General features: G+C 53.1%; 16 protein-coding genes. 9 read left to right on the top strand and 7 right to left on the bottom strand.

Annotated elements, in window-relative coordinates; all coding sequences use genetic code 11:
- Positions 1-197: 197 nt before the first annotated feature.
- Entirely contained in the window at positions 198-830 is a 633-nt protein-coding gene (locus tag CSQ89_RS09040; RefSeq protein ID WP_099405836.1) for a GntR family transcriptional regulator, read from the bottom strand.
- Between the two features lie 494 nt (positions 831-1,324).
- On the opposite strand from CSQ89_RS09040, the gene CSQ89_RS09035 reads away from it, so the two are divergent.
- On the top strand, positions 1,325-1,636 hold the full coding sequence (locus CSQ89_RS09035; RefSeq protein WP_099405835.1) for a helix-turn-helix domain-containing protein: 312 nt from the start codon (positions 1,325-1,327) through the stop codon (positions 1,634-1,636).
- A gap of 247 nt (positions 1,637-1,883) precedes the next feature.
- On the opposite strand, the gene CSQ89_RS09030 is transcribed toward CSQ89_RS09035, so the two are convergent.
- Both CSQ89_RS09030 and CSQ89_RS09025 read right to left on the bottom strand, forming a co-directional pair.
- The gene (locus tag CSQ89_RS09030) at positions 1,884-2,756 is read right to left on the bottom strand and encodes a radical SAM protein (RefSeq protein ID WP_199065353.1); all 873 of its coding nucleotides are present in this window, start codon (positions 2,754-2,756) and stop codon (positions 1,884-1,886) included.
- A 23-nt stretch (positions 2,757-2,779) separates the two neighbouring features.
- Positions 2,780-3,232 (bottom strand): universal stress protein, encoded by a 453-nt coding sequence (locus CSQ89_RS09025; protein ID WP_099405834.1) that lies wholly within the window; start codon positions 3,230-3,232, stop codon positions 2,780-2,782.
- 134 nt (positions 3,233-3,366) lie between these two features.
- Between CSQ89_RS09025 and CSQ89_RS09020 the strand changes: the two genes are divergently transcribed.
- The 4 genes from CSQ89_RS09020 (at position 3,367) to CSQ89_RS09005 (ending at position 5,930) form a co-directional block, all read left to right on the top strand.
- Entirely contained in the window at positions 3,367-3,807 is a 441-nt protein-coding gene (locus tag CSQ89_RS09020) for a thioesterase family protein (RefSeq protein WP_099405833.1), read from the top strand.
- On the top strand, positions 3,804-4,220 hold the full coding sequence (locus CSQ89_RS09015; protein WP_099405832.1) for a hypothetical protein: 417 nt from the start codon (positions 3,804-3,806) through the stop codon (positions 4,218-4,220). Before CSQ89_RS09020 ends, CSQ89_RS09015 begins: the two co-directional genes overlap by 4 nt.
- A gap of 204 nt (positions 4,221-4,424) precedes the next feature.
- Positions 4,425-5,276, top strand: a complete 852-nt coding sequence (locus CSQ89_RS09010) for an AAA family ATPase (protein WP_099405831.1) — start codon at positions 4,425-4,427, stop codon at positions 5,274-5,276.
- A 204-nt stretch (positions 5,277-5,480) separates the two neighbouring features.
- A complete protein-coding gene (locus CSQ89_RS09005) occupies positions 5,481-5,930 on the top strand; it encodes an acyl-CoA thioesterase (RefSeq protein ID WP_099405830.1) in 450 nt (149 codons plus the stop codon).
- A gap of 171 nt (positions 5,931-6,101) precedes the next feature.
- Here CSQ89_RS09005 and CSQ89_RS09000 read toward each other — a convergent pair whose 3' ends face one another.
- Both CSQ89_RS09000 and CSQ89_RS08995 read right to left on the bottom strand, forming a co-directional pair.
- A complete protein-coding gene (locus CSQ89_RS09000; protein WP_233203030.1) occupies positions 6,102-6,428 on the bottom strand; it encodes an AzlD domain-containing protein in 327 nt (108 codons plus the stop codon).
- Complete coding sequence (locus tag CSQ89_RS08995) at positions 6,425-7,141, bottom strand: AzlC family ABC transporter permease (RefSeq protein ID WP_233203028.1); 717 nt, start codon at positions 7,139-7,141, stop codon at positions 6,425-6,427. Before CSQ89_RS08995 ends, CSQ89_RS09000 begins: the two co-directional genes overlap by 4 nt.
- Positions 7,142-7,298: 157 nt before the next feature.
- On the opposite strand from CSQ89_RS08995, the gene CSQ89_RS08990 reads away from it, so the two are divergent.
- The 4 genes from CSQ89_RS08990 to CSQ89_RS08975 all read left to right on the top strand — a co-directional run bounded on the left by CSQ89_RS08990 (position 7,299) and on the right by CSQ89_RS08975 (position 13,326).
- A complete protein-coding gene (locus CSQ89_RS08990) occupies positions 7,299-7,841 on the top strand; it encodes a chorismate--pyruvate lyase family protein (RefSeq protein WP_099405829.1) in 543 nt (180 codons plus the stop codon).
- Positions 7,838-8,719 (top strand): 4-hydroxybenzoate octaprenyltransferase, encoded by an 882-nt coding sequence (gene ubiA / locus CSQ89_RS08985; protein WP_099405828.1) that lies wholly within the window; start codon positions 7,838-7,840, stop codon positions 8,717-8,719. Before CSQ89_RS08990 ends, ubiA begins: the two co-directional genes overlap by 4 nt.
- A gap of 282 nt (positions 8,720-9,001) precedes the next feature.
- On the top strand, positions 9,002-12,484 hold the full coding sequence (locus CSQ89_RS08980; protein WP_099405827.1) for a response regulator: 3,483 nt from the start codon (positions 9,002-9,004) through the stop codon (positions 12,482-12,484).
- A gap of 20 nt (positions 12,485-12,504) precedes the next feature.
- Positions 12,505-13,326: a CheR family methyltransferase gene (locus CSQ89_RS08975; RefSeq protein ID WP_099405826.1), complete on the top strand. Its 822-nt coding sequence runs from the start codon at positions 12,505-12,507 to the stop codon at positions 13,324-13,326.
- A 125-nt stretch (positions 13,327-13,451) separates the two neighbouring features.
- On the opposite strand, the gene CSQ89_RS08970 is transcribed toward CSQ89_RS08975, so the two are convergent.
- Together CSQ89_RS08970 and CSQ89_RS08965 are read right to left on the bottom strand one after the other, a co-directional pair.
- The gene (locus CSQ89_RS08970; protein ID WP_158228949.1) at positions 13,452-15,557 is read right to left on the bottom strand and encodes a putative bifunctional diguanylate cyclase/phosphodiesterase; all 2,106 of its coding nucleotides are present in this window, start codon (positions 15,555-15,557) and stop codon (positions 13,452-13,454) included.
- Positions 15,558-16,135: 578 nt separating this feature from the next.
- Positions 16,136-17,095 carry an IS5 family transposase gene (locus CSQ89_RS08965; protein ID WP_099405824.1) on the bottom strand — a complete coding sequence of 320 codons (960 nt, stop codon included), beginning with the start codon at positions 17,093-17,095 and terminating at the stop codon, positions 16,136-16,138.
- Positions 17,096-17,259: the final 164 nt, after the last annotated feature.

Here is a 17,259-nt window from a genome sequence, read left to right as displayed (position 1 = left end):
TACCATCGCCGACAAGCCCGTTGCTGTCGCCGCACCAAACGTGCTCAGCAAATAGTCGGTGTACAAATCGAGTTCTTTGTTCTTCATGGCGACAGGTTATCGTATGCACTGCGTAACATCAGTTACTGTAGTAAATTCCGCTTCCTCCGCTATTTTCGCCTTGCCTTGCCCTAACTCGCGAGACTTTGAACAGGTTCTTAGTCTTTGAAATGCTTTTCGATAAAAGACACATAGCTGGCATGCCGGTTTTCCAGCACAGTGACCAATCTATTCATATCACGCCTGCGTAAAGCCTCCAGATACTCATGCCGGCTGGGCAGCAGCGGCTGCTGGCCATCAAGACGCCTGACAACCTCCGCGTAATAGCGTATCGCACGCTTGAGATTAGTTTGAATCATCTCTAGTAAGAGAGGCCTTTGCGCCTTAGCCAGCAGCACTGCATAGTAGTCAAAAATTTTGACCATAAAATAAGCAGCGTCGCTGGCCTGAGGCGACTCCAACTCATCCGTCAATACAGTCAAACGGGCAAGCTGTTCATCGTCCAACGTCGGCAACGCCATTTGAAAAGCCAGCGGCTCTAATACATTGCGAATACCGACAATATCGATGATTTCACTTTTTTTCGTGCGCGCCACAATAGCACCACGGTAGGCAAAGTATTCCACTAAACCTTCCACCTGCAGGCGCTGCAAGGCTTCGCGCAGGGGGATAGGGCTAACCCCATAGCGATTAGCCAGCTCAACCTGTTTTAATGGCTCCCCAGCCTCTAAATTACCGTTGTAAATATCTCGCCGTATCGCTTGAACGATCTTGTCAACCAATGTACTCATCGAATTCGATGGCCGATAAATTCGGCCCGCCACAAGTGATTGAAAGTTCTAGATCTTAACAAATGCCAAAGCGTGCTATGTCAGCTAGGCGTAAGGGATTACCCAAATTCATGAAGGGCGTTATCCCGAACAATCTTCGTCATTAGCATGATGTCATTAACAGCAACATGGCTTACAGCCTTGAGGAGCAACATTTCCAGCCAAGTCAACTCAAATCTGCTTTAAGAAACTTTGTGCCCTTTTCACAATCCTAATCGACACAAAGCCAAGAAAAATTTATGAAAACTGACCAATGCAGTGCAACATGCCTCGCGCATAGGCTGTAAGCAAAGTAATATTGCACTTGTTTTGAGTCTTTCTGATTTCTTGGCCTGTCTAATCGAAGCGAAAGTGGAAATGCTCACTTGACAGGACGAGAGTACCATTCGGCATAGGCGAACTGAATGGACATCATGACAGGATAATAGTCGCACACGCCACACGAGAAGCATATTATGAAAATTTTTGAGAAAATCTTTAACCCTCGCGACGTACGTCGCAAATTGGGCCTTAACCAACAAGAGTTTTGGACCCAGATTGGCGTCACCCAAAGCGGTGGCTCACGCTATGAGAGCGGTAGGAACATGCCCAAGCCGGTGCGGGAATTGTTGCGCCTAGTGCATGTAGAGCAAGTTGATCTTAGTCGCGTCCGTCGCGAGGACTTCGAAATCATCGAATACCTCCGGGACAACCATCCTGACCTGTACAAGAGCCTGCAAAAAGCGGTGAAGGCACAGGAAATCGAGAACAAAGATCAAGCCGCCTGATAGCGAGCCCAGTTTTCCCCAGCTGGTCGATTTGGTCAGCTTGAAAACTATGTAAAACGCGCACCAAAGTGCGCGTTTTACATATTATGCCTGCTTGGGGAGGCCCGCAGAGTCTGTTCACAACTTAGTGCGCTAGGGTGAAATAAGGCGAAAACAACCGAGGAGGCGGAATTTACTACAGTAAGTGAACATTCCAACTGTGTTTTCAACGCCGTATCACCGACGCGCTGCAGACGTTGAAAAGATTCTAAAGGCTTAATCTCACCGGTAACCCAAATGCCTCGATGCGGCAGGCCAACGCACGCATCCAGTCATCAGGTGCTTTCGCCAAGCGCCCGGCTTCCGCCTGGGTAGATGCGCGGGCCAACCCATATAGCAATACCCCCTCTGGGCGCGCGCCTGCGTCCATGGCTTCGCGCAACAAATCTAGCCATGCAACGATTTCCTCCTCGCTTGGCAAAACGCCGTCCAGCATGAACATGCAGGTTTGTAGCCAAGTGGGGCAATGCGTGGTCGCCGCCAACAGATGGCGTTTGACCTGAGCCGGCGTCAAGGCAATCTGATTAACAAAGCTATGGTTATTCACCGGTGCCCGGTCATACTTGAACCAAATCTCGCCATTAAGCGCTTTTAAACGCGACAGCGCATTCTGCACACCGGGCTTATACAACTGGCTGCCGTTGGTGATGAGAACAAACTTTATCTGGCCCAGCAGTCCAAACTGATCCAGTTGCCTGCCTACCAGATCCACTACTTCACCGAAGTGGCGGCTAGCGGTAGGCTCCCCATTGCCGGATAGCGCCACATCATTTAGACGCCGCACATCCTTGGGCACGCTGCGCTGCATGAAATCGCCATAGACAATGTCCTCAAGCAGACTAGCCAATTCTGCTTCCAGGCACGTCAAATCCAACTCGGGCGCATTACCTCGTACAAGGTCGGGCACCTGGCAATAGATGCAGCGCCAATTACAGGCATTATTGGGATTGAGATTAACGCCCACCGACACACCACCCGCACGGCGAGAAACCACAGGATAGATATACCGGAAGCCGAGGATATCGCGGCGGTGATCGGTAACCGCAAGCGGTACCAACGGTTTGGTTTTGCTTTCAGGCACGAGTTTCCACTTTTTGCAGCAACTTACTTTTTACGTTTAATGGGGATAATAAGTACTGGCACCGGTGCATGTCGCACTACACCTTCAGCCACACTGCCCAACAACAAATGATCCAGCCCCGTCCAACCGTGCGAACCCATCACGACAATATCTGCCGGCCAGTTGGTCGCATCCTCGATGATCGCGCTGGAAATAGTACCGCCCCATATCTCAATCAGCGTCGTCTCGGCTTCCACGCCATTTTCCTGCATCAAAGCAGCTGCCTTTTCCAAGACCGTACGACCCGACTGGCGTAAATTACCTTGCAGTTCGCCCACATCGACAAACTCTGCGCCACCCCAGGTAAATTGCGCCAGATTGATTACATGGGCCAGCCGGATCTTTCCGTGTTGGTTATGGCAAAATCGGGTAGCCTCTAGCAAGGCTTGGCGAGATGTATCGCTGTCATCAACCGGAACCAGAATACGTTGGTACATGATGCATTCCTTTTTATCATTTTGACGGAACCCAGCAATCCGGCAACAGCCTGAGTCTACTATAGCTTCCGGGTTGCCCAGCAGGTCCGACGAGGCTTACACTGACCACTAATGAGAAGCCTGCGACTAAATACATGGCACGCGTGAAACTCGAACTCCCCGATTCTTTTCCTTTTCGCACCGAATTATCGGTAGGCATTGGCCATATCAATTATGGTGGCCACTTAGGGAATGACTCGGCATTGACGCTGGTGCATGAAGTACGACTGCGATTTCTGCAATCGCTGGGCTTAACGGAATTAGATATCGGTGGGCTTGGCATGATCCTTACCGACGCAGTGCTGATATTCAAATCAGAAGTGTTTTGGGGAGAAACCTTGGTTGCTGAAGTCGCCAGCACCGAGTTCAATAAATATGGCTGTGATTTATTTTATAGGTTCCGCAAACAAGCCGATAATCGCGACGCATTGCACGCAAAAACTGGTATTTTGTTTTTTGACTATACCATCCGCAAACCGGCATCTGTACCGGTTGAATTCCTTAGCGCATTAGGTATGCAGGAGACTCCAACATGATGAAGAAATACCCCGCCAACAGCCCTGAAGCTATGGCTCGCCTGCTGGTGATGCTGATGATGAGCGACGGCAATATGGACCCACGCGAAATCGACAGCCTGGAAACCCTTCACATTTATGAAGCGCTGGGTATCAGTCGCACCCGTTTTATCGAAGTGCTTCATGCCTACTGTAATGACTTGAGTGATGAAGCTGACGAAAACGGCAGCATCAAACTGGTAGACCGGCAACGTATCGACGATTTACTGGAAACAGTGACCGAGCCAAAGAAGCAGCTCCTGGTCGCTACATTGGCGCTGGATATGGCCAAAGCCGACAAAGTCATTTCCGAGCCTGAGCTTGCCGTCTATAGCCGTATGTTGTCGCGTTGGCACTTGACGCTTGAAGATATCGAAGCAGCTTACGCGCGCTAATCACGCTTTACCGCAATACCCTTTCAAAGCAATTGCAGGCGGCGTGCGCTTGAGATAAAGCGCATGGCGTTATCCATCGCTGGCCTTGCAAAGCTAGTGGATAGAACGCGCCCGATGCATCTGAAAGTTCGTATATCTGCGCTACTTGCCAGCCGCAATGGGTGTTTGCTTGGTTAGAATCTAGGCATTCGACAAGGATGCCCCATGAGCCAAGCCAATCGCTTTACCAGCACCGATCACTACATTGCCACGCCTGACCTATTGCTGGCGGTCAATGCCGCCATCACATTACAACGCCCCTTGTTGATCAAGGGCGAGCCCGGCACCGGTAAAACACTTCTGGCTGAAGAAATCGCCCGTAATCTCAACGCACCGTTGATTAGCTGGCATATCAAATCCACTACCAAAGCCCAGCAAGGCCTATACGAATACGACGCTGTGTCGCGCCTGCGCGATGGTCAGTTGGGTGATGCGCGCGTCAACGACATCAGCAACTACATTGTGCGCGGCAAGCTTTGGGAAGCCTTTGAGAGCGAACAACGCGCCATTCTGCTGATTGATGAAATCGATAAAGCCGACATCGAATTTCCCAACGATCTGTTGCGGGAATTAGACCGTATGACTTTCGATGTTTACGAGACACGCCAAACAATTACCGCACTGCACCGGCCCATCATCATCATTACCAGCAACAACGAAAAAGAGCTGCCGGATGCTTTTCTGCGCCGCTGCTTCTTCCATTACATCCGCTTCCCCGACAAAGACACCATGCGCCAGATTGTGGCCGTGCATTTCCCTAACTTGCACGAAGAACTGCTGGCTGAGGCGCTGGAACTATTCTATGCGCTCCGCGACTTACCGGGATTGAAGAAGAAACCCTCGACCTCGGAACTAATCGACTGGCTCAAATTGCTGCTGGCCGACCAAGTCGCACCTTCGGCGCTCAAGACGGGTGACGGTCTGCCGCCCATGTCTGGCGCGCTATTGAAGAATGAGCAGGACGTTAGCCTATTTGAGCGGCTGGTAAAAATGGTACGCGCACGGCAACACCATTGAAATCATTCCCCCATCTGCATCGACTGGTGTAAATGACTAATAGCCTTCGACAAATAATGGCGCTTTCACCCAACGCACCTTGATTGGCAGATTACCTATCCTACGTAGCCAATATTTAGTCACAGGCATCATTGATTTAACCAAGCGGTTGCTTGATTTACTGAACATAGCCTAGCATGTGCACTTCACTATCGGGAGCTCACCATGTCCGTTTTTCGCCAGCCGATTGAAGTACGCTGGGTAGACTGCGATGCTAATCAGCATGTCCGCCATAGCGCCTACGCTGATTTTTGTACCCATGCCCGCATCGAATGGCTGCGTGCTTCAGGTTTTGGCTTTGATCAGTTTCAGCAGAATGCCTTTGGCCCGGTAATTTTCAAGGAAAGTACTGAATACTTCAAAGAAGTGAGGATGAGCGAACGGCTGCAGATTGAAGTCCGTATCGCCGCATTGGCTATCGATGGCAGCCGCTTCAGCATCCGGCACGAAATATTCAAAGAAGATGGCCGGCTAGCTGCCCGCCATGAAGTCAGCGGTGCATGGCTGGACCTGTGCGCGCGCAAGCTGATGGCACCGCCTCCAGCCCTGCAGGCCATTTTTGCTGAGCTAGGCCGTACAGACGACTTTGTCGAGGTACCGCTCAAACAACCATGAAACTTAGAACCTGTCTAAAGTCTCGCGAGCCAAGGCAAGACAAGGCGAAAACAGCTGAGGAAGCGGAGTTTACAAGTGGTAAATGAACATTCCGAGGGTGTTTTCAACGCCGTAATGTCGACGCGCAGCAGACTTTAGACAGGTTCTTAGCAGCATCATTGATTTACCCGCTTACGCCAACAGCCAGCGGGCAATAAAAAATACCGCCATGCCGCCGCCAATGGCCGACAGCAGATGTTGGTAACGCCAAGCAATCAGCCCGCTGACCACCGCGCCCAGCAACCAGGCATTGCGCCAATCGAGGTGCCAATGCTGGCCATCAGGCAATAACACCATCGGCACGGTAATCGCCGTCAACACAGCTACCGGTACATACCGCAGGGCGCGCTTCACCAAAGGGGGAAAGTGGACCTTGTCGCCCAAAGCAAAAAAGGAATAACGGATCAGGAAGGTGACAATCGCCATACCGGCAATCAACAGCAGTTCATCGTTGCTCACTTTGCCCCCTCTTCCCGGCTTTCCAGCCACAAACCGACCAGTACACCCGCCAAGGCAGCCAGCATCAGACCCAATTTGTACGGCAGCTCGCGCGCAGCCAACGCCACTACCGCCGCCGCCAATGCGGCTGCAACCATGGGCCGGTTTTTCAATACCGGCACCACAATGCCAGTAAACGTGGCTGCCATCGCAAACTCCAAGCCCATTTGATCCAAACCCGGCACGGCATGGCCCAGCAGCCCGCCTACCAACGTCCAAATAAGCCAATTGCTGTACATCGCCAAGCACGAACCCAGGTAATACCAATGTTTATGCGGTGATGCATCGGCGGCGCCATAGCGGTGTTGGACTACAGCAAAGGTCTCGTCCGTCAACCAAAAAGCCAGCGGAATGCGCCAGCGCTGCGCCAATCCCGCCACATACGGCAGAAAGGTAGCTGAATACAGTGCATGGCGAAGGTTGACCACGAACGTGGTGACGACGATAACAGCCAAGCCAGCACCACCGGCCAGCAAGCTGATTGCAATAAACTGTGACGAACCCGCATAAACAAACAGCGACATGGCCAGCGTAGCCATTGCCGATAGACCGCTACTGGCCGCCAATGTGCCAAAAATCAAGGCAAATGGGGCCGACCCGACCAGCATGGGCAAGGAGTCACGTGCGCCATGCCAAAGCTCGGTACGATAATCAGGATAGGATGGGATAGACAAATTCAGCACCTCAAGCTCCCCACACCGATTATGGGGCGCGCAATAGTGTCTGGACTTAAAACAAACCGCTATCAGCACTTACCCGTGCTACGCATATCAGCACTTGATACATCGGTGGCTCTGGCATAATCGGCCCTTTCCTGCCGTCCATACCGCAATGCCGCACATCGCCAGCCATCGCTGGGTCCACCCTGCCAGCCTCTCCCCGCGCGAATTGCGCCATTGGCTGCAGCACCCCGGCTCGCTTACCGCCCGCCTGATCGCCCGCTATCCCAACTTCCACGTACGCCTGCTCAGCCAACATTGGGCTATGCCAAACCGGGACGAACTGGCCGCACTGGGTTTGGTACGTCGTGAAATGGCGATGGTGCGGGAGGTGCTGTTGATGAGTGGCGATACCCCACTGGTGTTTGCCCATTCCGTGATGCCTCGGCACGCCTTGGTCCATGGTTACCATAGCCTGCGACGTCAGGGCTTAAAGCCACTTGGTGCCACCTTGTTCGCCAACCCGCAAATTCGTCGCAGCCGTCTGGCCTTTCGCAGCATCAATCGCCGCCATGCGCTATATCAATCCAGCCACAAGGCGATTGGCCGCTTACCCGCTATCCTATGGGCACGTCGCTCGCGCTTTGAACTGGGCAGTGCCCGTATTCTGATTACCGAAGTCTTTCTGCCGGCCCTAAGGGAACCTATTTCATGACGCTGCCCGACCTCACCGCACGCTTAAACCAATATGAAAAGCTGATGCGACTGAACAAGCCCATTGGCATTCTGTTATTGCTCTGGCCCACGCTATGGGGACTGTGGGTCGCCAGTGCCGGGCAACCGAATATAGTCGTTGTCTGGATCTTCATCCTCGGCACCGTACTGATGCGTTCGGCCGGCTGTGTGATCAACGACTATGCCGATAGCGATTTCGACCGCCACGTCGAACGCACCAAAGATCGACCATTGGCGACTGGCAGCGTTTCTACGAAGGAAGCGCTGATATTGGCCGGGGCGCTGGCGTTGATGGCTTTCGGACTCTTGTTGCCATTGAACCGGCTGACCATGCTGTTATCGATTCCTGCAGTATTGATTGCCGCCAGCTACCCATTCACCAAACGCTTTTTGCCGATTCCACAGGCTTATCTGGGCATTGCCTTTAGTTTTGGCATACCCATGGCCTTCGCAGCGACACAAGATACGGTACCCGCCATAGCTTGGTACCTTGTGTTGGCCAATTTGTTCTGGGTAGTTGCTTATGACACTGAATACGCCATGGTGGACAAACCTGATGACTTGAAGATCGGCATCAAGACCAGCGCCATCACATTCGGTCGCTTCGATGCCGAGGCAGTCATGTTTTGCCACGCCCTCTTCCTTGCAGGCATGGTAGCGATTGGCTGGCAGTTGCAACGTGGCTTGCTTTGGTACCTTGGTTTGTTAATCGCGGCCCTTCTGATGGGGGTGCAATACCCCAGGATCAAAGGCGGAGACCGTACTAAATGCTTTAAGGCTTTCCTGGCGAATAATTGGATAGGCGCTGTCCTATTTGCCGCCATTGTCCTCGATTACCGGTTCAGCATTCCCATCTAGAACCTGATCGATATCTGTTAGAACCTGTTCAAAGTCTCGCGAGCTAAGGCAAGACAAGGCGAAAATGTCGGAGGAGGCGGCGTTTACAAGTGGTAAATGCGCATTCCAAGGGTATTTTCAACGCCCTATCGCCGACACGCAGCAAACATTGAACAGGTTCTAAAACCCGGCCTGCATATCCATCCCGCTTCGTCCTTGCCCGCTTATGACATATAACTTAAGGGGTAGGAGTCACAAGCAGATGATTCCGCCTGATCACTCTTAAAGAGTTGCGGGAGGAATATGGAAGCCCCACAGCCGTATGACCTGACCCAGGATGCATTTCGACGCTCCTTGGTACGGCACATCAGTATCCCCCTGGTATTGGCCATCATCTCATCGCTGATATTTATCGGGCTGGTGTTGTATCTGCAATCGGTCAACGGTTTGATTGCGCATTCCGAGGACATCATTACCAAGTCCAATAAGGTCTCGAAGTTATTGGTCGACGCAGAAACCAGTTTGCGGGCTTATAGCCTGACCGGCCTGGATGAATTTCTAGCTCCCTATCAGACAGCCAACGCCAACTTTCCCGAAGCATGGGACGACTTCACCGCCATCACCGCCAGTAATCCCGACTATCAAATTCGATTGAAGCGGTTTCAAAACTTGTTTGATCGATGGCAACAATTTGCACAACAAATCATATTGCTGCGCCATGAGGAAAATGGTCTCGCCGCCATCGTGGAATTGGCGCGCGTCGGAGATGGAAAGAAGTTGATGGATGAAATGCGCTTGTTGTTGAGAAGCTTACGGGAGGTGGAGGATTCCCAACGTAAGGCGCGTAGCAAAGCCGCCAACACGACTATCTTCTGGCTGACATCCCTCACGATGGCGACAGGTGTGATTTCCGGTGTCGTACTGGCCTTGGTTGGCCGGCGACAGATGCTGAAGTTGGCGAATGTGTACGGCGCTACATTAGAACTGCAGCAAGACCAAAACAATCGTTTGGCGCGTGAAGCTTGGTTGGCGACTGGCAAGACCCGTCTGGCCACGCTGCTGGTAGGTGAACAGTCAATGATTGAATTATGCGAGAAGGTACTTAACAGTCTTGTCAGCTATCTAGGCGCCTCTGTGGGTGCCGTTTACATTAGCGACGATGGCATAAACTTTCACCCTACTGCCCACTACGCCCATCCCCCAGCCAAACTCTTTCCTCTTTCCAATTTCAAACTCCATGAGACCCTGGCAGGTCAAGCTGCTGCAATCAATCAAGTCATGCAATTGAAACACCTACCGGCTAATTACCTACCCGTCTGCTCCGCTCTAGGTAGTAGCCTTCCTCACCAGTTGCTCATCATCCCCACCTGCGACAGCAAGCGTGTCAATGCCGTTATAGAACTCGGCTTTCTAGGCGATTTGCCAGACCAAGGCTTGGAATTCGCTAACCAGATCACTTTCAAAATCGGCAAAGCTGTCGAAGCCCTGCAATACCGTTTGCGTCTGCAGGAAGTTCTACTGGAATCCCAAAGACTGAATGAAGAACTGCGAGCCCAACAAGAGGAACTACGCGCCACCAACGAAGAGTTGGAAGAACAATCCCACACCTTGCTTGATTCGCAAGCCCGCCTCCAAATCCAACAGCAAGCACTGGAGCAGAGTAATCAACGGCTGGAAGAACAGAGTGCAACCTTGAATGAGCGCAACGAGGCTCTCAAACAAGCCCACTCACACCTGGAATCCCGTGCAGCGGAAATCCAGCGCGCCAGCCGCTATAAAAGCGAATTTCTGGCCAATATGTCGCACGAGCTGCGCACACCATTGAACAGTACGCTGATCCTTGCCAAGCTATTGGCAGAAAACCGTAAGGGAAACTTAAGCCCAGACCAAGTGCAGTTTGCAGAATCCATCTACACCTCAGGCAATGATCTGCTGCACCTCATCAACGACATACTCGACTTGTCAAAGGTGGAAGCCGGCAAGCTGGACATCCAGTGGTCGAATGTGAAGCTGCCAGCGCTGCTGGATGATTTGAAGCAGTTGTTTTTCCCAATCGCGACTGAAAAGCAGTTGTCGCTCAATCTGCAATTGTTACCTGATACGCCTACCACTATTTTTAGTGATGCCGCCCGGTTGATGCAGATCCTGAAAAACCTACTGGCCAATGCATTGAAGTTCACCGAACACGGCAGCGTGCAACTGCAGGTATCCATTCCATCGGATGGCTTTCTGGCTTTTGCTGTCAGCGACAATGGCATCGGCATCGCGCCCGAGCATCAAGAATCCATCTTTGAAGCCTTCCGCCAAGCAGAGAATGGGACAACACGCCGCTATGGCGGCACGGGGCTTGGACTTTCGATTTCACGCAATCTGGCTCGGATGCTGGGTGGCCAGATTACCCTGCACAGCCAACTCGGCGTAGGCAGCACATTTACCCTGACCTTGCCCGTGACGCCGCCAGGCATGCAGCCAGGTGGCCTGATCGACCAATCGCTATCGTCATTGCCATCATCTACCGCCACCGAGGTAATCAACACCCCAGCACCAGCTCAAAAGCACACCACCCCTTTAGACGACAGTGCCATTCTCCCCGAAAATGGCCGCCAGATACTGGTCATCGAAGATCATCCACAATTTGCGCGCAGCCTTTACGAACTAGCGCATGAGCGCGGTTTCTATTGCCTGCTAGCCGATACCGCAAGCGACGGCCTCGCCATGGCCAAGACCTACCTACCGCAAGCCATCCTGCTCGACATCAAACTACCTGACTACTCCGGCCTGATCTTGCTGGAACAATTCAAGCAGGACCCAGCCACCCGGCACATTCCCGTACATGTGATATCCGGCACTGACAGTAGCGAACCAGCATTGCAACTGGGCGCCATCGGCCATGTCCGCAAACCCGCCGATGCCGACACGCTGCGTGTGGTATTCAGTCGCTTGGAAACCCGTCTGGCTCAGACCATCCAGTATGTATTGGTCGTAGAAGATGACCCACTGCAAGCCGATAGCATCCGCCGTCTGATAGAAGACAGCTCTGTCAAAGTCCAGACCACTGCATTGGCGGAAGAAGCACTGACACTGCTGCGCAACAAATTATTCGATTGCATGGTAGTGGACTTGACCCTACCCGACATGGCTGGGCATGAATTGCTCAAATGTATGGCCCAAGAAAATATCTGTTCTTTCCCACCTGTCATTGTCTACACCGGCCGAGACTTATCTGCGGAAGAGGAAGCCGAACTGCGCCACTACGCACGTGCCATTATCATCAAGGGTGCCCGTTCACCCGAACGATTACTTGATGAAATAACGCTATTCCTGCATCAGGTGGAACACACGCTGGCGCCGGAACGCCAACACCTGCTGCAACAGGCCCGCCAGGACGATGAACAAAGCCTAAAGGGGCGTACGCTGTTGCTGGTTGACGATGATGTACGCAATGTCTTTGCGCTGAGCAGTGCGCTGGAAGCATTGGACGCGAAAGTCATCATTGCCCGCAATGGGGCCGAAGCTTTGGAAAAGCTGGACAGCGACCGCAGTATTTCCCTGGTGCTGATGGATATCATGATGCCTATCATGGATGGCTACGAAGCCATGCGGCAAATTCGCCTGCGGCCCCATTTTGCCGCGCTCCCTATCCTTGCCCTGACTGCACGCGCCATGCAAGATGACCACGACCAATGCTTGGCTGCCGGTGCAAACGACTACCTTTCCAAACCAGTGCAGATAGACAAACTACTGTCATTGATTCGTGTCTGGTCTCCCCACTCGGCCCGTACTTGAACCAACATCAGACTGATGCCATGGATGAGAAATCCAACGCCACCTCAGAATTGGCCGCACTATTGGAAACCATCTTTACACGCTACCAATACGACTTCCGCCACTATGCACAGCCCTCGCTCAAGCGGCGGGTGCTCCATGCCATCAGCCGGTTGAACCATACCAACCTGACCAACCTGCACCAAAAGGTGACAGCCGACTCAGCCAGCTTCCAGGAGTTGCTGCAATACCTCACCGTGCCCGTCAGCGATATGTTTCGCGACCCGGCCTACTTCCGACGCCTGCGGGATGAAGTGCTACCCGTACTGGCCACTTACCCCCGAATCCGCATCTGGGTGGCCGGTTGCAGCACCGGAGAAGAAGTCTATTCCCTTGCCATTTTACTGCGCGAGGAAGGCCTGCTGGAGCGCAGCCAGATTTACGCCACCGACATTAACCCGCGTAATCTGGCCCGCGCCGAGCGCGGTATCTTTCCCATCAAGCACCTGCCCCGCTATACCAGCAACTATCAGCAGGCTGGCGGCAAAGCGGCTTTTTCTGATTATTATCTGGCGGCTTATGGTGCGGCCCTAATAGACCAATCCCTGCGCCAGTACTGCGTATTTTCCGACCACAGCCTAGCCACCGATAACGTGTTTGTAGAAACTCAGTTTGTCTCCTGCCGCAATGTGCTGATCTATTTCGACCACCACCTACAGGCCCGGGCGCTGGGGCTCTTTCACGATTCACTGGTCCATCGGGGATTTCTTGGGCTTGGCAGCAAGGAAAGCATCCAGTTCTCGCCCTATAAAGATCAATTTGACACAATTGCCCGAGCTGAACGGATTTACAGAAAACATTAGCGATCAGATTTTGGCAGGATAAAAAGCGAACGGATTAGCGCAAAAACCTGGTATTGCACTCTGCCTGCCTATGAGAGGCTAGGGCGATCAATCACACGGTACAGGGCAATTCAGACACTACTGGATTAGTTGAGACCACAGTGAGTCTTAAAGTGGGCCGGCAACTTAGGTATCTCGGATGCCGGTAATGGCTTGGAGAAATAAAATCCCTGGATCGTCTCACAGCCCATATCGGCCAGCAGTGCCAATTGTTCGGCAGTCTCCACCCCTTCGGCGATGACTTCCAAATCCAAATCGTGCGCCAATTGAATAATGACACGGGCAATGGTTTGGTCACGCTTGTCATTGGGCAGATTGGAAACAAACAACCGGTCGATTTTCAGCACATCCAATGTCAGCTGCTTCAAATAAGCCAACGAGGAATAACCGGTGCCAAAGTCATCCATAGAAATACGGACACCCATCTTCCTGAGCTCGCCAATCAAACGCTGGCTGGTATGCATATCACCAATCACCGCCCCTTCCGTCACTTCCAGCTCCAGGCAATGGGATGGAAGCTGGGTTTCTTCAAGCAACATCGCGATATCGTTCAGGAGGTGTTCGTCCGCAAACTGCTTGGCCGATAGGTTGACCGACACCGTCACATCATCAGCCAGTTGGCCCGCCCAGGCACGGCGTTGTTCACAAGCTTCACGCAATATCCAGCGACTGACCTGCACGATCAGACCAGACTCTTCCAATAGCGGAATAAAGGTGGCAGGGTTGATCAGGCCCGCCTCTGGATGCTGCCAACGCAGCAATGCCTCCATACCCGTCATACGCCCATCACTGACCCGGACTTGCGGCTGATAGACGAGGAAAAATTGCTCCTCGATCATGGCGCGGCGGAGGCTATCGAGCAAAAGCGCCCTGACCCGCACACGGCTGTTCATCTCGGGCGAGAAATGCCGGAAATTATTCCGGCCTTCCCGCTTAGCCTGGTACATGGCCGTATCTGCCGACTGCAACAATTCCTCGGCAGTGGTACCACAGTCCGGGTGAGTAGCGATGCCGATACTCACGCTCATATTTAAGCTATGGCCGGCAATATCATAGGACTGCTGCTGAGCTTGGATAATTTTTTCTGCCACACCCGATATCTGCGCCTCGTCGTTCATCGCCTCCAGCACAATGGTGAACTCGTCCCCGCCAAGCCGGCATACACCGTCATAACGACGCAATTGCTGGCTCAGTCTCTCAGAAAAAGCTTTCAGCAACTGGTCTCCCACCGCATGGCCCAGGCTATCATTCACTAACTTGAAGTCATCCAGATCAAGGTAAAGCAGGCCCACCATTTCCGACTGGCGCAGCGCACGAGACAACACATTGTTCAAGGTCTGGAAGAAGCCCTTCCGGTTACGCAGGCCTGTCAGGGGATCAGTCACCGCCTGATGACGTAACTCTTGCTCAAGCCGTGTTATCGGCCCCACATCTTGAAAAGCCACCACCCAACTCCCTTTCGATCCAGGCAGTTGGGCACACGAAAGTTGGACCGATAATTCACTGCCATACGCAGTACGCAACATGGCGAGATGAGTAAAATAGCTGCTTGGGCGGGGCACAGATACGCTGGACGCCGACATGCTGCTACTTTCACAAGGTATATATACTGAAAATGGCAGGTCTAGATCACTCATCTGCTGGCTACCCAGCAATCGGCGTGCGGCAGGATTAGCATAACTGATCTCAAGATCAGCCCCCACCACCAGAATACCCTCACCCGTGGTATCCAGAATCGAAGAGTAAAACTCTCTGGCTTGGGTGATTTCTTCGTTAATCAATTGCAATTGCAGACGTGCGTTTTGCAATTCAAGCAAGCTGGCCACCTTCGCCAACAGTATTTCACTTCGAATCGGCTTGGTAAGGTAATCAATCGCGCCCGCTTCATACCCGGCCAGCATTGATACATCACCATCCATATGCGCTGTCAGCAACAATACGGGAATATCACGCGTGCGCCGGTTGTTACGCATCAGACGCAGCACTTCAAAACCATCCATGCCCGGCATCTGCACATCCAACAATACCAGAGCGACCGTCTCGCTCAGCAGGGTCTCCAGCGCCGCTTCCCCACTGTTGGCAGTAAGCAGGCGACGGGAGCCATCGTCCAACAATGCCTTTAGACTCAGCAGGTTGGAGGATAAGTCATCGACCAGCAATAGCGTTGGCTCGATGGGCGGTTTAGCATTCATTCCCACGCCCTGTCCTAACGCCAGCAAACCTGCCATGGGCTAACCAGACAACCCATGCGCATGCAGGTCTCTATCATTTGGAATCGAATCCCCACAGCCATACCACCTCCTGAATGCGCTGCATGAACTCTCGGTGGTACAAGCTCGCCGCGCTGATTGATCTCTTCTCAGCCGTATTCTTCTAAGAATTTTTGCCGATGCTACTGCTTACCCCCAACATCAGGGATGCGCAACATAATCTTCAACGCCTCTGGACATGGCATTAAACTGGCGCTATCGATTCCACTAACACAGGCCCCAACTGGAAGTAGGTGATTCATTTATATATTCATTCCTGCCATCAAGCAGGAAGAACGTAAGCGACAAAGCGCGAAGAACCACTGCAGCCGACTAGCGGTGCTGTGGTAAAGAGGCGACGTTGCGCTGCAGGAGGCGCACTACCCGCCTGTCGTAGCCAATCACGCACCCTATGTGGCCAGCCCAAAAAAAAGGGGGTGCATAGCACCCCTCTTTTTATGTTGCGAGGCTTTGTTGCATAACCCCACCGAAGATTGAGCATCCCCTTTCCCAAGGCGGATTTAGCCCATCGCTGCCACCGCTACGGTCTTCGGGCAACCCAGGGTGGTAAAGCGGTTCAACAGCGCCGCGCGTACTTGTAGTTCCGCCACCTGCCGATCAAAGGTGCGTGCCATCACCCGGCTACCGAGTCGCTTGAAACAGTGCATCTTCGTTTCCACCAGACTGCGGCGGTGATAGCCGCTCCAACGTTTCCAGATTCGTCGCCCCAAGCGTTTGCACGCCGCAATCGCCGCATTACGCACCTCACTGCCGGGAATTTTCGACTTCCAAGGCTTGGCGTTCTTGCGCGGCGGAATCACCGGCATGATCCCCCGGCCAACCAGCGCTGCGTAGCAACCCTGTGTGTCATAGGCGCCATCCCGTGTTGCCGTCGCAACCGGCTCATCCGCCGGCAGCTGCATTAGCAACTCCGGCAGTATGGGGGCGTCGCCCACGCCGTTGCCGGTTACCTCTATGGCCCGGATTTCCAAGGTTTCGGCGTCGATGCCCAGGTGGACTTTGCGCCATTGCCGACGATATTCGGCACCATGTATTTTGCGTTTCCACTCGCCTTCGCCCAGGAACTGGATGCCGGTGCTGTCGACCGGCACATGCAGCGCGCCGTTGCTGCGACGATAGCCGATCTGGACCTGCATGGTGCGTTGGCGGCGGCATACGGTAGAGTGATCGGGCACCGCCCAGTCGAGCCCAGCTAATTGGAGCAGGCTCTGCACCATGCCCAGACTCTGTCGCAACGGCAGATTGAACAGGCATTTGATGCTCAGACAAAACTGGATGGCAGCGTCAGTGTATTTGGCAGGCCGGCCATTGTTGCCGGCAGGCTGGGCCAGCCACTGCATGTCTTTGTCGAGCCAGACCAGCAGGGATCCGCGTGCAGTCAGCGCGGCGTCGTACTCATGCCAGTTAGTCGTTGTGTAGCGCTGCTTGGGCTTGATGTTCTGGGGCGTTGTGACGTTCATCGCCTTAGCATACCGTAGCGGGTGGTGGGGTTATGCAACAAAGCCATCTGCCACGAGCAGCTGTCAGCAGGGTGAAGCGCAGCACAGAAATCGGAATGTGCTTTTGTACATGAGGACCTCAAGCAGCACATGAGCCCTGATCGCAGCTGCGGCGACAAATCGCT

Source organism: Chitinimonas sp. BJB300 (assembly GCF_002735695.1).
GTDB lineage: Bacteria > Pseudomonadota > Gammaproteobacteria > Burkholderiales > Chitinimonadaceae > Chitinimonas.
The sequence above is the reverse complement of the archived record's forward strand: the minus strand, read 5'-3'. Positions and strand labels throughout refer to the sequence as shown.

Excerpts from the sequence above, each read along its gene's own strand:
- CSQ89_RS09005 (WP_099405830.1), top strand. The coding sequence starts at position 5,481 with ATGTCCGTTTTTCGCCAGCCGATTGAAGTACGCTGGGTAGACTGCGAT.
- ubiA (WP_099405828.1), top strand. The coding sequence starts at position 7,838 with ATGACGCTGCCCGACCTCACCGCACGCTTAAACCAATATGAAAAGCTG.
- CSQ89_RS08965 (WP_099405824.1), bottom strand. The coding sequence starts at position 17,095 with ATGAACGTCACAACGCCCCAGAACATCAAGCCCAAGCAGCGCTACACA.
- CSQ89_RS08980 (WP_099405827.1), top strand. The coding sequence starts at position 9,002 with ATGGAAGCCCCACAGCCGTATGACCTGACCCAGGATGCATTTCGACGC.
- CSQ89_RS09040 (WP_099405836.1), bottom strand. The coding sequence starts at position 830 with ATGAGTACATTGGTTGACAAGATCGTTCAAGCGATACGGCGAGATATT.
- CSQ89_RS09035 (WP_099405835.1), top strand. The coding sequence starts at position 1,325 with ATGAAAATTTTTGAGAAAATCTTTAACCCTCGCGACGTACGTCGCAAA.
- CSQ89_RS09025 (WP_099405834.1), bottom strand. The coding sequence starts at position 3,232 with ATGTACCAACGTATTCTGGTTCCGGTTGATGACAGCGATACATCTCGC.
- CSQ89_RS09015 (WP_099405832.1), top strand. The coding sequence starts at position 3,804 with ATGATGAAGAAATACCCCGCCAACAGCCCTGAAGCTATGGCTCGCCTG.
- CSQ89_RS08975 (WP_099405826.1), top strand. The coding sequence starts at position 12,505 with ATGGATGAGAAATCCAACGCCACCTCAGAATTGGCCGCACTATTGGAA.
- CSQ89_RS09010 (WP_099405831.1), top strand. The coding sequence starts at position 4,425 with ATGAGCCAAGCCAATCGCTTTACCAGCACCGATCACTACATTGCCACG.
- CSQ89_RS08970 (WP_158228949.1), bottom strand. The coding sequence starts at position 15,557 with ATGAATGCTAAACCGCCCATCGAGCCAACGCTATTGCTGGTCGATGAC.
- CSQ89_RS09020 (WP_099405833.1), top strand. The coding sequence starts at position 3,367 with ATGGCACGCGTGAAACTCGAACTCCCCGATTCTTTTCCTTTTCGCACC.
- CSQ89_RS08990 (WP_099405829.1), top strand. The coding sequence starts at position 7,299 with ATGCCGCACATCGCCAGCCATCGCTGGGTCCACCCTGCCAGCCTCTCC.